Here is a 14,106-nt window from a genome sequence, read left to right as displayed (position 1 = left end):
ACTCCCACCTTGAGATTGGGTAATTATAGATGATTAGCAGATTTGATTCAAAGAAAGCCCATTAACCGCTTCACATTGTTTGCATTATCCGTGGAAGTAAGTCTCTCCAGCAATAGGAAAGCGACATCGAATGCTGTAGATGGATTGTAGGAAGTTATGATGTTTCGATCTATAACGATAGGCTGGTCGGGGATCACTTGTACGCCCATTTCAGCAAGCATAGTCTGCCGCAGACCATTGTTTAGATTGTACGTGGTTGCAGTTCTGCCTTGTAGAGCACCGCTTTTGCCAATGGGTAAAGCCCCAACGCAAATCGATGCGATATCTTTTCCTTGTCTATCGAATTCACGGATGAATGCCAGTACATCTGGGCGAAACGCATCTTCATAAAATCCGGCCGATTTGAATCCGCCAGGAAGCGCTAATGCATCAAATTCCTCTACTGTTACTTCGGATAGCACCTTTTCTGGAATGACTGTGAAGTTCCACGTACACTTTAACTCGGCTCTGGTACCTACTGTTATTAGCTCGGTAGACCCATCTCCTTCAAGCTTGTTCCATCCTAGAACATCAGTGAATACACTTGCTTCGAGGGCTTCGAATCCATTCGGCAAAAGTAAACAAACTTTACTCATCGTATGTTCTCCTATCCTATTTCTGTATTTTTTTGTCGGTTTCTACTCTCATCTTATGATAGAATATATGATTAGTAAAATTGGAATATCTAAGTATTATATTCAGTATTTCTGATAACAAAAATAACAGTAAGGAGTGATCCAATATCGATATTCGTCAATTTCAAACGTTTAAAGCAGTTGCCGATGCCAATAGTTTCACGAAGGCAGCAAAGCTGCTTCAATATTCGCAAGCAACGATTACGTCGCATATTCAGCAGTTGGAACAAGAGATAGGGTACCCGTTATTTGATCGTTTGGGGAAGCGAATTAGACTCACTTCGGTCGGGGATGAACTGTATAGATATGTCGGGGAACTGCTAACTGCCTATGCCAAAATAAATCATCTTTCAGACGGCGACTCGTCAGTAAGGGGAGAGCTGAGAATTGGTGCGTCGGAGACGATGACCGTTTATAAGCTGGGTCCCGTGCTGTCTCATTTTAAGAAAAGTTTCCCATACGTTAAGCTGTCTTTAATTAACGACAACTGTATGCCATTACGTGAAAAGCTGCATTCGGGAGAGCTGGACATTGCGATTACGTTGGAACCTACCGTAAACGACTCTCAACTGGTCACTGAGATGATTTCTGAGGAGAAACTCGTTTTCGTCGGAGGGTATGAACGAAATCGATCAACTATTTTGGAGACATCAGGGGAATGTATGATCTTCAGCGAGAAAAACTGCTCGTTAAGACGGTTTTTCGAGAACTACATGAATGAGAGAGGTCTCGATGTTAGCAATCAGATGGAGTTTACGAGCATGGAAGCGATGAAGCAGTGCGTAGTTAGCGGACTCGGCATTAGTCTTATGCCATCCATTAGTGTGGAATCATTGCTTCAAGATAACAAGATGAAAGTAATCGAGACTATGGAAGCACCGCTAACTTTTTGCGCACAGGTTTCTTATCATAAGGGCAAGTGGCTATCCGCCGCACACAAGCAGTTTTTGTTAACTTTATCACTCCATTATGATGTATCCGAGTCATCCCAATAGGGTTGCTTTACTACGGGCGAGTAAACATGCTGTGCATGATAGCTGAATTAACCCATTTTAGACGATGTAGCATGGAATTAGCTTATTAAACGCAAGTTCTCTACCATTTCCATAGCAAAATAAGGCATTTACTTCGTCTTACATAGGTTTGATTCCATAAAAATAGGATAAAGCGTGCAAACGATAGAAGGGGTGAGCATTTTGTTGATGCTGACCCTATTTGGTGTTCTTTTCTCCCCAATTTGACCGTTTTTTGTCCTTTAAAAGCGTTAGAATGACGTTTACGATTTGAAACTTCCGGGAGTATGATTTGGCTCATAACAACTACGGCCACGGAGTTCCTTAGCGAGTGTAGATGGGGATAGGAGATATTATCAATGAAACAAATAGAACACGTATTAATTTCTGCTCCGAATGAAGCAGGACGGTCGTTTCTGGATGCTTTGCTTAGAAAAGGCGTACCAGTTATTGGCCTCGCGAACACATTAGAGCAAGTTAACTATATGGAGGAGATTGGCCTGCACAACACGATAATGGTGTCGCAGGGTGACGAACACAAGGAGATTTTACCGCCAGCAGCGATCGGGAAAGTGTATTTGTTCGAACAATCCATGCCTGCATTATGTCAATATTTGTTGGTATGTCGTCCTTGGACGACTAAAGCGGTGTTTATTATAAAAACAGTAGCTGACAAAACAACTAATATTCCGTCTATTTATCGACTGCTCGGTGCAAATCATGTGCTCTTGACAACAAGCAATGATACTAAGTTCCTACTAGGATCAGAGTATGAATCCCAGGCTGATGAAGCGGGGCGGTTCATTTATAACTAAACTTTACATGTCATCGAACAAGATGCTTATGGTAGGTTTATCCTATATAAGAATAATTTGTTTTGGTGGGGTGGAAGTGACAGATGAATATGAATCTATGGATTGTCGATGCAGATATTTCACATATGCAAACAGCGATGGAGAGTGGAGCTGTTAAGTCGGAGCAGCTTGTACAGGCGTATATAGAGCGGATTAAAAGCTACAATGGTACGATTAATGCGGTGCTTGAGCTGAATCCGGAAGCAATGCAAATAGCGAGAGATCTAGATATAGAAAGAGAAGATAAGGGTAGTCGGGGCAAGTTGCATGGCATTCCTATTTTGCTAAAGGACAATATTGATACTCATGACCGTATGCATACAAGTGCGGGATCGATAGCTTTGGAAAATTCAATAGCGGTGCACGATTCATTCGTTGCAGCTCAGCTTCGCAAAGCAGGTGCAGTACTACTTGGGAAAACGAATATGACCGAGTGGTCTAATTTTATGCATTCCCAGATGCCAGCTGGATATAGTTCAAGAGGCGGTCTCGTAGTAAATCCTTATGGTCCAGATGAGTTGTTCGTTAGTGGCTCTAGTTCAGGATCTGCTGCTGCGGTTGCTGCAGATATGGCAGCGGCAGCGATCGGAACAGAAACAGCAGGATCTATTATCGGACCAGCAAGCCAACACGCATTAGTGGGCGTTAAGCCGACAGTTGGACTCGTCAGTCGCTCTGGCATTATTCCTATCTCGGTTAGCCAAGATACGCCGGGACCAATCGCTAAGACGGTTACGGATGCAGCCATTATTTTGGGAGCATTAACTGGTATTGACGAATGGGATGCGGCTACATCAAGAAGTGAAGGTCACTTTTACAATGACTATACATCCTTTCTGGACGAAGAGAGTTTAACGAAGGCAAAAATCGGTATACCTCGACATTACTATAAACACCTTGATGCGGAGAGACTCGCTATTATGGAGGATGCGATTCAGACGCTCAAAGATGCTGGCGTAACGATAGTTGATTCTGTCTCCCTCCATGTGGAACATCTTCCGTGGAATAATGATGTCATTTGTTATGAGTTCAAAAAGGGACTTAATCAGTATTTGTCAGGACTGCATCCCTCCGTTCCTGTTCATTCCTTGGAGGAATTAATAGCTTTTAACGAAGCGCATGCGGATGTTGCACTGAAATATGGGCAGGACACTTTAGAATTTGCGCAGAGCAATAACCTGACAGAAATGACCTATCTTGAGAAGCGGAAAAAGTATAATGAACTAGCACTCACAAAAGGGATCGACGATGCGCTAGATCGTTTCAAATTAGATGCGTTGCTGTTGCCGGGAGATGTGGACGGAATGTATGTTGCAGCTAGGCTAGGATATCCACTCGTGACTGTACCTGCTGGATATGTGGAGAAAGGCATTGTAGATAGTGATGGGGATTCGACAAAGGGGCCGTTCGGAGTTGTATTCTCGGGAAAAGCTTTCAGCGAGCCAACGTTGATCGCGTTAGCCTACGGATATGAGCAGGCAACAAAACATCGCAGTCCACCGAAACTAAACGGTATGATCGGTGTGGAGCAATAAGAGGATCTATGAAGTAGTATCGGCGGATTGAAATAATAATGGATAATTTTAGTTTACAGATATTATTTCCTGTGCTATTATTCTCGACAATACTTTTAAATGCACAGAAGAGAAGAGTAAATTGCGTTAGTTTTTTACAGGGAGCCCCGGTAACTGGGAAGGGGTAGGAACGCGCTTTTGAAGCAAGTCTCTGAGCATCGTTTCGGAAACTCGGGCGGCTAAGGATTAGCAGCCAGAGTAGATGAACCGACAGTAGCTCCTGTTATCGAGCGATAGTATAACATTCCGGCGATAGTGTTTAAAGCCTGTTAATGTCGTACTTAATGAGGTTAATATGGTGACATATTAACGAATCTGGGGTGGCACCGCGATGAACAATCTCGTCCCCAAGACTACGGTCTTGGGGGTGGGATTTTTTTGTTTATCATCAGAAGGGAGCTGCCGAAATGCATATGAAAATGAAAAATGTGCTGGAATCGTGGAAATACCCATCTATTTTGTTATTCGGTATAGGGATATCGAATATGGGTGCGTGGATTTATTTTATCGCTTTGAACTTAATTGTGCTGGATATGACAGAATCAGCCCTTGCTGTGTCAATCTTGTATCTTATTAGACCGCTTGCTACGATGTTTACGAATAGCTGGGCAGGCAGTTTCATTGATCGAATGAACAAACGGAGCTTAATGGTTTACCTCGATTTTGCGAGAGCTGCACTTATATTTCTCGTACCGCTTTTTGATTCGTTAATCTACATTTATGTCCTGGTTTTCCTCATAAATATGGGTAATTCAGCCTTTTATCCTGCTTCAAGTACGTATATTACGAAGCTTATTCCACCGGAACGGAGACAACGGTTTAATGCGGTGAATAGCTTAATCGGTTCGGGTGCATTTATGATCGGACCTGCAATTGCAGGGCTGCTTTTTTTAATTGGTTCACCTACTACTGCTATCTATATTAACGCAGCTGCGTTAGCATTTTCAGGTTTTATCATGCTGCTTATGCCAAACTTAGAGAAGGATGCTTTCATGGAAGCGGAAGTTGAACGAATGTCTTGGAAGCTACTGAAGCAAGACTGGGGAGTGGTCATTGGGTTTTATCGACGAGCGTACTATGTACTTGCAGTCTGTTTATTATTCGGAATCGTTATGGTCGTAATGGCAACAGCGGTTGACTCACTCGAAGCTGCGTTTGCGAGGGTAGTGCTGGGGCTTTCAGAAAGTGACTATGGCATTTTGGTGAGCGTGGCAGGCGCAGGAATAATTGTTGGTGCAGCGCTGAACGTCATTATTGTAAAACGAGTCGCCAATTCAATAATGATCGGGGTTGGTACGATTGGTGTCTGTATTGGCTATCTGATCTATGCATTCTCAGGAACTTTTGCAGTTGCTGCTGTCGGATTTTTTGTACTCGCCTTTTTTATTGCGTTTGCCAATGCGGGCTACGTTACTTTCTACCAAAACCATATCCCCATTGAGTTAATGGGCAGGGTGGGCAGTATGAATGGGTTCATTGAAGCAGGACTCGTTATGATAGCTACGATCATATTAGGTGTTGCTGCGGAATGGATTTCGATAGGGGCAGCAGTGCTGGGGGGCATCGTTGTAATGGCTTTACTTGGTGTTCTATTATGCACAATTATACTGCTTCCATCAAAAAAGCGATATTTTGAAATGCCATCAGCATAGTAGCTGTGATGAATCTGTACAAAATTACGGTCAAGATTCACAATTTAAATATCTGAATATTCAAACGATTAAAGTGCAGTCCAGCATTCACCTTAGAGACACCTTCTATTAGTCTCAGAATCGAAAGGATGGATGTATTGAAAGCGAAGAAATTATCCATTCTAGTGATAACCTAAACGGTGTAGAACAGCATGTGGCAAGAGGATCACGAGTGCTTGGCAGCGGCTCGGGTACAAAAAGTTTTAACATAAGCTTTAGTGGATTGTCGCAAGACACGAACAAAGTTAGGTATTCTTATGGTGGTCCGCTGTCATCTATGACGATTACTAGTGCAGGATTTTAAAAAAACAACACCCGCCAACGTCGATTATCGGCTTTGGCGGGCTTTATTATTTATGGAGTTACTTAATAAATGCACAAGCGATGCGTGCGCCTGAATTGCCTGATGGGTCGGTAACATAATCATCGGCTTTCTCATGAATGATGATTGCTACACCACCCTCTTTTAACAAGGAGTTGGGTTTGCCCCGCTGGAGTGTTACGTTCGAGCTCTCAATACTTGTATCAACTGTACCGTCCGATCCAACCTCTATATTAGGCAGATCCCCGCTATGGAATCCTTTTGGATTGTTGAACCCATGCTGTTTTTGATGAGGATTGTAATGGTCTCCCGCAGTTTTAAAGTCTGGCGTATCGCATTTGCCAACATTGTGGAAATGAATGCCGTGTACGCCGGTTGGAAGCTCTTTTGCTACTACATGAAGGATCACTTTATCACCTTGCTCGGTAAGCTTGGCACTGCCGATTTCCTTACCTTTGCTATTGATAATTGGCACTAGAATTCCTGCTTCTTCGTTTTCTTCACTGGTATTTGAGTCTGCGTAACTAAGTGAAGGGTTCATGGTTACCATGGTTACTAGCAACACCGCTAACATAATGATTTTTTTCATTTTTTCCTCCATATGTAGAGTTATTTAGTTTGAACATAAGCAACAGACTGACGGCAACACCTCTATCATGTACAAAAATATGGAAACTATTCATGGGGTTGCCAAACAACATGCAGACAAGCTCTGCTTAATCATGTATTGACAATGCAAAAGCTGCTCCGTTAATATAAATGTATGCACATGCATTCAATTTCAATGTGCGATCATAAATGTACATATTAAAGATATTCCAATGTAATAAAAATTTTTCAAACTAACGGGGTTAAAGGAGAGGAAAAGATGAACCATTTATTTACGCCATTTGCTTGGAAAGGTCTAGAGTTGAAGAACAGGGTGGTAATGCCGCCTATGTGTCAATATTCGGTGACGGAAAAGGACGGTATAGCTAATGATTGGCACTTTACTCATTATGTAAGTCGTGCTGTTGGTGGAGCAGGTCTAATCATCATCGAGATGACGGATGTAGAGCCGGATGGTCGAATTACAGACTTCGATCTTGGACTATGGTCAGACGACCAAATTCCTGCCCTAGCGAAAATAGTGGACGCTTGCCATCAGCATGGAGCGAAGGTAGCCATTCAAATTGCACATGCCGGACGCAAAGCTGAAGATGCTGACGTTCCAGTAGCGCCTTCCGCCATCCCATTCAGTGATAAATACAAGACACCAAGAGCACTTGATACGACTGAGGTTCAAGGAATGGTTGAGAAGTTCCGTGCAACTGCAAGACGTGCAATTGAAGCTGGTGTTGATGCAATCGAGCTGCATGGCGCGCACGGTTACTTAATTCATCAATTCCATTCACCGTTAACTAATCAAAGAACGGATCAATATGGTAAAGATTTGACTCTATTCGGAACAGAAGTTGTACGCGCAGTTAAGAGCGAGATGCCTGACGATATGCTGCTTATTATGAGAATCTCCGCTATGGAATATGTTGAGGGCGGATACGGTTTGAAGGAGAGTGTAGCCTTCTCCAAAAAGTATCAAGAAGCAGGAGTCGATATGTTCCATGTCAGTTCCGGTGGAGAAGGCAGTACCGTCAATTCTCCAATGGGTGGGCCGGGTTCTCATGCCGGTTACCAAGTGCCTTTAGCTAGAGGAATCAAACAGGAGCTGAACGTTCCAGTCATTGCAGTAGGCAGGCTGGATAATCCGGTTCTTGCAAATTCGCTAATTGGCAACGAAGATGCTGATCTTGTTGCTGTTGGAAGAGGAATGCTGCAAAATCCATATTGGGCGCTGGAAGCAGCTCTTACTTTGGGGCAGAAGAGTGACTTTCCTAAGCAGTATTGGGCTTCTTTTACGAAATTAGCAAAAGAATAATAAGGAACTAAGTTATCTTGGTGTAGCTTTCGCCAAACGTTCAAAACAAATGAGGAACTTTATTTATCTATAAGCTTAAAACTGTCTTCCGCCGTTTATTTATTTTATAGTGAAATGGTATAATACCTCTATTATGTTTATCCCATGGAATGTTGCCAATAACATGTTCAAGTGTGTTGCAGCGACTGGGAGAGGGGATTACTGTATGGAGAACGGACACAAGGCAACGTTAACGGATAGTTGGCTAGAGCTGACGAATTTATATGTATCGATTACGAATGAGCTTGAACAAGCGCTGCAAGAGCGGCATGGACTATCGCTGAAGGAATATTATTTACTTTATTTCTTACATGAAACGCCTGAGAAAAGATTGAGACTTCAGCAACTTGAATCAATGGTTGGACTCAGTCAAAGTGCAATGTCGAGACTCGTTAGCCGATTCGAAGCAAAAGGCTGTGGAGCGCTCGAGCGGTACACATGTGAAGCAGATCGCAGGAGCATCTTTACGTCTTTGACGGCAATCGGTCAAGCGAAGGTAGAACAAGCGCACGCAACATTTAGCACTGTCCTAAGTGAGGCACTGCCGAATGAGCGTACAAGCGAAATCATTCAACAATTGGTTCGTCTACGGTTGGAGAAGTAACAAGGATATATGAATAGCTACTTATAGTGGCTATGAAAATACAAGCGGAGTGTTCAGGGCGATAAAGCCGAGTGAACACTCCGCTTTTATAATCGAATTGAAGTTAACCTTAGTAAGTAGTTGTTAGGTTTCATATAATATTTGTCCGCTCATAGAAAGATCATAGCCAGCAATAGCTCGCAGCTCCTGCTGGAAGTGATTTGAACGAATAATTTGCAGTAGTTCTTCGATCCACTTTTGATTATCCGGTTTCTTAAGCATAACAAGGTCGTACCGTTCCTGTACAAGCGGTATGAAATCAACTTGTCCCACAATGGAAGCCGCACGCGCTGTACCGATTCCAACATCTGCTTCTCCAAAAGCTACCTTGGCAGCGACGGATAAGTGGTTGCTTTCGATCCGCGTATAGCCAACGAGTTCCTCCGCTTTAATGTTGTGCATACGAAGCTGTTCATCAAGCAGGACGCGTGCACCGGAGCCGCGTTCCCGGTTTACAAGACGCAGTCCCTTTTGCCGAAGGTCGGTCCAGTTTGTAAGGCCGAATGGATTACCCTTGGCCACATACAATCCGGCAGGTCGAGTTAACAAATTAACGACAAGGTATGAAGTGCCAATGAGAAGCTTGCGAATATACGGGATGTTATATTCACCGCTGTCTCCGTCTAATAGATGGGTACTGACAATGTCCGAGTGTCCCTGATACATACTAATTAGACTGTCCAGACTTCCGGCGTTCGAGCGCAGTGTGCGGATACCTTTTAGATCCTTCTCCATATGCCGTGCCAAAATATCCAAACTTATATCTTGCCCTGTAATGACGATAGAACTTATTGACGTTGCTGTATGTTGTTTGGATAAGTGCGTAGTTGCTTCACTCTTAACAGGTTGTTCATATAAGGAAGCAACCGATGCTCCATATGCAGCTATATCCGTAACCGGCTCATCGAATTGCTGAGGTAATTGAGATGGCTGTCGTTGACTGTGTATTTGTGCTTGCATACCTTTACTTTTTTGCTTGTAGGCTTCTAAGTCGGAGGCATCGACCCGCATTTGCTTGCCTACTCGATAGGAGGATAACTCGCCTCTCTTGATCAAGTCATAAACGGTGAGCTTGGAAATCTTCAGCAACTTCGCTAGTTCATCCGCCGTATATGAAACCTCTTCTGACATTCAATATCGCCTCTATTCACATAATTGGAAGTCTCTGCATCGCTATTATCGCTATTATTGTAGCACAGCCCTATTTGGACATGCACCGATCAAACAAATGACAACCATTACAAATTAACATAGTAAATTTAATAAGTAACAAATATTGACATCATATATCAGTCTGATATATGATTATTCGTAATACAATAATTGGAAATATGTCGATATTCGTAAAACTAGGGGGGCTCACAATTGAACAGCCAGGATGTCATACTTGGCATACTCATGAAACGTTCTTTAACAGGCTATGAAATAAAGGGGCTTTTTGAAGACGTATTTTCATTCTTCTACAGTTCGAGCTTCGGAACCATTTATCCCGTGCTTAATCGGATGGAAAAGGAAAATTTGATTAAGAAAGAAGTTGTCATTCAAAGCGGCAAGCCTAACAAAAATATTTTTACGATAACGCAATATGGCAAGGAGCGTTTTAATAACTACCTTAATAGCCCCTTGGAGGCAGATGAAGGCACGAAATCGGATTTTTTGATGAGATTGTATTTTGGCCATTTTGTAAGCTATGACTTAGTAGTCGGATGGCTTAAGCAGACAGAGGAACACATTCAATTCAAATTAGATGCGCTACGTGAAAGGTATTCCATTAATAAGGATACCATGCAGCCTCCGCATATTATTTGTATGGAAATAGGGATAAAAGGTTATAGTGCCAAGCTCGAGGCAATTCGTGAGGGGCTTGTTCGACTGGAGCGTCTAGTACAAGAAGAGAGGGAGCAGAATGACGGAAGCACGTTCGAATAACAAGTTTATTGTTTTGGCAATGGCACTTGGATTGTTAATGTCTTCCCTAGATAATACGATTATTGCTTCAAGTATTAATTATTTGAGCGAGGATTTTCACATTTTTGATAAAGTAAGCTGGATATTTTCAGCTTATGTGTTGGCAGCAACAAGTACGATGTTAGTGTTCGGCAAAATGTCTGATCTATTCGGTAGGAAGTTGTTCTACATGATAGGCATTACAACATTTCTTGTGGGCTCTGCCCTATGCGGAATTGCGCAGAATGCAGATCAACTTATTTGGTTTCGTGTGATCCAAGGTATTGGATCTGGGGCACTATTTCCAATCAGCTTCACAATTATTTACACGATATTTAAAGATCCAAAGGATGCAGCCAAAATCTCTGGTGTATTCGGCGCTATATTTGGGATTTCCTCCGTAGCAGGTCCGCAGCTCGGCAGTTTCATAGCTGAGCATTTCGGCTGGAGATGGATTTTTTACATTAATGTGCCGATTGGTATTGCCTCTATGATCATTTTGATGATTGCTCTTAAAGAAACACGTTCCGATCGCAAGCCCAAAATTGATTATTTAGGAACAGTATTTCTTATCATTACAACAGTTGCTTTGATGCTTGGGATCGAACACGGCAATGGGTTAGGTTGGGGATCTTGGCAGGTGCTTAGTCTATTCGCAATCGCTGCAATAGTTGGCACATTGTTTATTTTGGTCGAGCTGCGTGCATCGGAACCTGTACTGCCGCTAGTTATTTTCAAAAATAGAATGGTGCTGGGCATTTGCATACTTTGTCTCTGTCAGGGAGTCATTATGTTCTCAGCCATTACATATTTACCAAGCTTTACAGTAGGGGTTTTGGGTTATTCCAATGCGAATGGTGTACTGACGCCGATGATGGCATCGATAGTTGCAGGAGCTATTTTGTTCGGTTTTTTCCAAACTAAATTTGCCTTCCGTACGTTGATGCTTATTACTATGGCCATGGCTATAATAGTGGCTTCGCTTCTATCGGTTGTTAGTTCGAATGCTTCCTACGGCTACATGATTGCACTAATGATATTACTCGGTGTAGGTGCAATTGGACCGTTGATGAGTATGGCTCAGAACGCTGTTGCGGCAAATGTTGATCCTAAATATATGGGGATAAGTTCTTCCGTTGTGAGCTTTTGGCGGAATATCGGAGGCATATTAGGTGCTTCGATTATGGCAACGATTGTGAATGGAAATTTAAATCGATTGATTACGGAAGGTGCGGCTGAGGCAGGAATTCCTGCTGATAAAATCAGTACGTTAGCGAACCCTGAGCTGCTTATGCGAGCAGGCGGTGAAATTTCTCCACAAATTAGAGGATTCCTTCAAGAAGCATTAGCAACAGCTATTAATCATGGATTTATATTAGCGATTTGTGTAGGTATTATCGGTTTCATTACAGCGATGTTTGTAGGCTCAAGCCGATTGGGCGAGGCCAGATCAAAGAGAACAAATAACGCTGGTGCTGCACACATTTAGCAAATTGTACTTTAATGTTGTTCAGTAACATGTTTATTAAGTGAATGATTTGAAAACACATTCTGCAACATATTAGCTACGTACGTCATTCATTCTGAAAGTTGAGATTAGGAAAGGTGGGAGATAATGAGTTTTGGGGCGGGGGAAAAGCATTTTGGTGGTGAAAGAAATATAGAAGACCAAGATACGAATATGGATAAGGATAGAAATAGTTTGTCAGAAAGCTCTCCCGATTCGATTAGGCAACTGGAAGTTAAAACGAATAGTAATCCAGAAAACTTTATTACGGTTACTCCAATCCGTAGAACAATTGCGATGCGTACTCTTCAGAGTGTAAGGGAGATCCCACATATGCTCTTTACAACTGAAGTTGATGTTACCAATTTGGTTACGCTTCGTTCGAGATTAAAAAATGATTTTAGGCAAAAGGAAGGTGTTAATTTAACATATCTTTCTTTTTTCATTAAAACGGTTGTCAATGCGATCAAGGAATTCCCCCTTATTAACTCTGTTTGGGCTGTAGATCAAATCATTGTGAAGCACGATATAAATATCTCATTACTGATTGGTACCGAAGACTCAGTGCTAGCCCCGGTCATTAAAACTGCAGATCAAAAAAAAATAGCAGAAATCGCATTAGAAATCGACCAATTAACACAAAAGGCAAGATCAGGGAAATTAACGCTCAACGACACGCAGAATGGAACATTTACGATTAACAATACGGGAGCTTTTGGTTCGATACTTTCCTTTCCAACTATTAATTACCCACAAGCAGCTCTATTAACGATTGAATCTATCGTAAAAAAACCGAAGGTAGTAGATGATATGATCGCTGTTCGCTCTGTTGCTAACATTTGTCTATCTATTGATAGTCGTATAATGGAAGGTCAAATCGCAGGTCCATTTTTACAACGTGTAAAAGAGGATCTTGAAGCTTATCACGTTGGAACGGAAATTTATTAAAGTTAGAAAAAGTAGCCAAACTGGTCAAGACCAAAATAAGCTGGTTCCTGTACTCAATAGGGATCAGCTTTTTGTTTTTTTAAAATTGCGTACAACAGGACAAATTATTTCATTTATTCTATACTACATATATCTACTTATAACTAAACATAACGATAAGGGAGAATTCAGAATGACATTTTTCAAAAAAGCTGTCCTATTAGTAACTGCTACTGTCGTTGCTTTTACTTTAAGCGCTTGCGGATCTTCAAAAGGCTCCGACGTTTCAAGTGGAGAAAAGGTGGAACTTACGATCTCGGCTGCAGCAAGTCTAACAGACGCGCTGAATGAGCTTGAACTTACATTTGAAAAAGAGCATAAAACAATAGATCTCGTATTTAACTATGGTGCATCCGGTGCACTGCAACAACAGATTGAGCAAGGTGCTCCTGCGGACTTATTTCTATCAGCAGCAGTGAAAAATATGAAAACACTCGTTGAAAAAGGATTAGTTGAGGAGAGCAAACAGAGCAACCTGCTTTCGAATGAGCTTGTCGTTGTTGCGCCAAAGGATTCGCAGGTAAAGCTCGCAGAGATGAAAGATCTGGTGCCCGCAGAAGTGGGTAAGATCGCAATCGGAATACCAGAAAGTGTACCAGCTGGAAATTATGCAAAAGAAGCGCTTATTAGTGCGAGCTTGTGGGATACAGTAGTGGCAAAAACGGTTCAAGCAAAGGATGTTAGAGGAGTACTCCAATATGTAGAGACAGGTAATGTGGAAGCTGGATTCGTCTACAAGACGGATGCTCTTGCATCTAAAGCAGTTAAGATTGCATTTGCTGTTGATAAAGCTGCCTATTCTCCAGTACTTTATCCAGTCGGAATTGTGAAGGCAACTAAACACGTTAAAGAAGCAGAGAACTTCTACAACTTTCTACAGACCAAAGAAGCAACGGACGTATTTGTAAAATACGGCTTTTCGGCTGTCGAATAACGACTA

The 14,106-nt window shown here is 42.2% G+C and carries 13 protein-coding genes, 1 pseudogene and 1 other annotated feature; of the genes and pseudogenes, 11 read left to right on the top strand and 3 right to left on the bottom strand.

What is annotated here, in order from left to right; genetic code table 11:
* Positions 1-47: 47 nt before the first annotated feature.
* Positions 48-635, bottom strand: a complete 588-nt coding sequence (locus tag MFF31_RS04385; RefSeq protein ID WP_238186891.1) for a DJ-1/PfpI family protein — start codon at positions 633-635, stop codon at positions 48-50.
* A gap of 146 nt (positions 636-781) precedes the next feature.
* Between MFF31_RS04385 and MFF31_RS04380 the strand changes: the two genes are divergently transcribed.
* The 5 genes from MFF31_RS04380 (at position 782) to MFF31_RS04360 (ending at position 6,110) form a co-directional block, all read left to right on the top strand.
* The gene (locus tag MFF31_RS04380; protein ID WP_238188489.1) at positions 782-1,669 is read left to right on the top strand and encodes a LysR family transcriptional regulator; all 888 of its coding nucleotides are present in this window, start codon (positions 782-784) and stop codon (positions 1,667-1,669) included.
* 377 nt (positions 1,670-2,046) lie between these two features.
* On the top strand, positions 2,047-2,502 hold the full coding sequence (locus MFF31_RS04375) for a hypothetical protein (protein ID WP_238186890.1): 456 nt from the start codon (positions 2,047-2,049) through the stop codon (positions 2,500-2,502).
* A gap of 83 nt (positions 2,503-2,585) precedes the next feature.
* Complete coding sequence (locus MFF31_RS04370; RefSeq protein WP_238186889.1) at positions 2,586-4,076, top strand: amidase family protein; 1,491 nt, start codon at positions 2,586-2,588, stop codon at positions 4,074-4,076.
* A gap of 95 nt (positions 4,077-4,171) precedes the next feature.
* Positions 4,172-4,467 (top strand) — a binding site (T-box leader).
* Between the two features lie 67 nt (positions 4,468-4,534).
* Positions 4,535-5,767: an MFS transporter gene (locus MFF31_RS04365; protein ID WP_238188488.1), complete on the top strand. Its 1,233-nt coding sequence runs from the start codon at positions 4,535-4,537 to the stop codon at positions 5,765-5,767.
* Positions 5,768-5,960: 193 nt separating this feature from the next.
* A complete protein-coding gene (locus MFF31_RS04360) occupies positions 5,961-6,110 on the top strand; it encodes a hypothetical protein (RefSeq protein WP_238186888.1) in 150 nt (49 codons plus the stop codon).
* Between the two features lie 58 nt (positions 6,111-6,168).
* On the opposite strand, the gene MFF31_RS04355 is transcribed toward MFF31_RS04360, so the two are convergent.
* Positions 6,169-6,717, bottom strand: a complete 549-nt coding sequence (locus tag MFF31_RS04355; protein ID WP_238186887.1) for a superoxide dismutase family protein — start codon at positions 6,715-6,717, stop codon at positions 6,169-6,171.
* A 279-nt stretch (positions 6,718-6,996) separates the two neighbouring features.
* On the opposite strand from MFF31_RS04355, the gene MFF31_RS04350 reads away from it, so the two are divergent.
* Both MFF31_RS04350 and MFF31_RS04345 read left to right on the top strand, forming a co-directional pair.
* Positions 6,997-8,043, top strand: coding sequence for an NADH:flavin oxidoreductase/NADH oxidase (locus tag MFF31_RS04350; RefSeq protein ID WP_238186886.1), 1,047 nt, complete (start codon positions 6,997-6,999; stop codon positions 8,041-8,043).
* Positions 8,044-8,248: 205 nt separating this feature from the next.
* The gene (locus tag MFF31_RS04345; RefSeq protein ID WP_238186885.1) at positions 8,249-8,686 is read left to right on the top strand and encodes a MarR family winged helix-turn-helix transcriptional regulator; all 438 of its coding nucleotides are present in this window, start codon (positions 8,249-8,251) and stop codon (positions 8,684-8,686) included.
* A gap of 123 nt (positions 8,687-8,809) precedes the next feature.
* Here MFF31_RS04345 and MFF31_RS04340 read toward each other — a convergent pair whose 3' ends face one another.
* A complete protein-coding gene (locus MFF31_RS04340) occupies positions 8,810-9,856 on the bottom strand; it encodes a substrate-binding domain-containing protein (protein WP_238186884.1) in 1,047 nt (348 codons plus the stop codon).
* 234 nt (positions 9,857-10,090) lie between these two features.
* On the opposite strand from MFF31_RS04340, the gene MFF31_RS04335 reads away from it, so the two are divergent.
* The 4 genes and pseudogenes from MFF31_RS04335 to modA all read left to right on the top strand — a co-directional run bounded on the left by MFF31_RS04335 (position 10,091) and on the right by modA (position 14,100).
* Entirely contained in the window at positions 10,091-10,654 is a 564-nt protein-coding gene (locus tag MFF31_RS04335) for a PadR family transcriptional regulator (RefSeq protein WP_238186883.1), read from the top strand.
* Positions 10,632-12,161 carry a DHA2 family efflux MFS transporter permease subunit gene (locus tag MFF31_RS04330; RefSeq protein ID WP_238186882.1) on the top strand — a complete coding sequence of 510 codons (1,530 nt, stop codon included), beginning with the start codon at positions 10,632-10,634 and terminating at the stop codon, positions 12,159-12,161. The genes MFF31_RS04335 and MFF31_RS04330 overlap by 23 nt, the downstream gene beginning before the upstream one ends.
* Before the next feature lie 135 nt (positions 12,162-12,296).
* Positions 12,297-13,127 (top strand): annotated as a pseudogene (locus MFF31_RS04325) (2-oxo acid dehydrogenase subunit E2); the annotation flags it as partial.
* A gap of 172 nt (positions 13,128-13,299) precedes the next feature.
* Entirely contained in the window at positions 13,300-14,100 is an 801-nt protein-coding gene (gene modA, locus MFF31_RS04320; RefSeq protein WP_238186881.1) for a molybdate ABC transporter substrate-binding protein, read from the top strand.
* The last annotated feature ends 6 nt before the right edge of the window (positions 14,101-14,106 follow it).

Origin of the sequence: Paenibacillus sp. L3-i20 (assembly GCF_022180385.2) — a bacterium.
Taxonomy (GTDB): Bacteria; Bacillota; Bacilli; order Paenibacillales; family Paenibacillaceae; genus Pristimantibacillus.
Note: the sequence above shows the minus strand (reverse complement) of the source record. Positions and strands in the feature narration are given on the sequence as shown.

Bases quoted from the DNA above. Each gene is read 5' to 3' on its own strand.
- MFF31_RS04385 (WP_238186891.1), bottom strand. From the start codon at position 635: ATGAGTAAAGTTTGTTTACTTTTGCCGAATGGATTCGAAGCCCTCGAA.
- MFF31_RS04375 (WP_238186890.1), top strand. From the start codon at position 2,047: ATGAAACAAATAGAACACGTATTAATTTCTGCTCCGAATGAAGCAGGA.
- MFF31_RS04370 (WP_238186889.1), top strand. From the start codon at position 2,586: ATGAATATGAATCTATGGATTGTCGATGCAGATATTTCACATATGCAA.
- MFF31_RS04365 (WP_238188488.1), top strand. From the start codon at position 4,535: ATGAAAAATGTGCTGGAATCGTGGAAATACCCATCTATTTTGTTATTC.
- MFF31_RS04355 (WP_238186887.1), bottom strand. From the start codon at position 6,717: ATGAAAAAAATCATTATGTTAGCGGTGTTGCTAGTAACCATGGTAACC.
- MFF31_RS04350 (WP_238186886.1), top strand. From the start codon at position 6,997: ATGAACCATTTATTTACGCCATTTGCTTGGAAAGGTCTAGAGTTGAAG.
- MFF31_RS04345 (WP_238186885.1), top strand. From the start codon at position 8,249: ATGGAGAACGGACACAAGGCAACGTTAACGGATAGTTGGCTAGAGCTG.
- MFF31_RS04340 (WP_238186884.1), bottom strand. From the start codon at position 9,856: ATGTCAGAAGAGGTTTCATATACGGCGGATGAACTAGCGAAGTTGCTG.
- MFF31_RS04330 (WP_238186882.1), top strand. From the start codon at position 10,632: ATGACGGAAGCACGTTCGAATAACAAGTTTATTGTTTTGGCAATGGCA.
- modA (WP_238186881.1), top strand. From the start codon at position 13,300: ATGACATTTTTCAAAAAAGCTGTCCTATTAGTAACTGCTACTGTCGTT.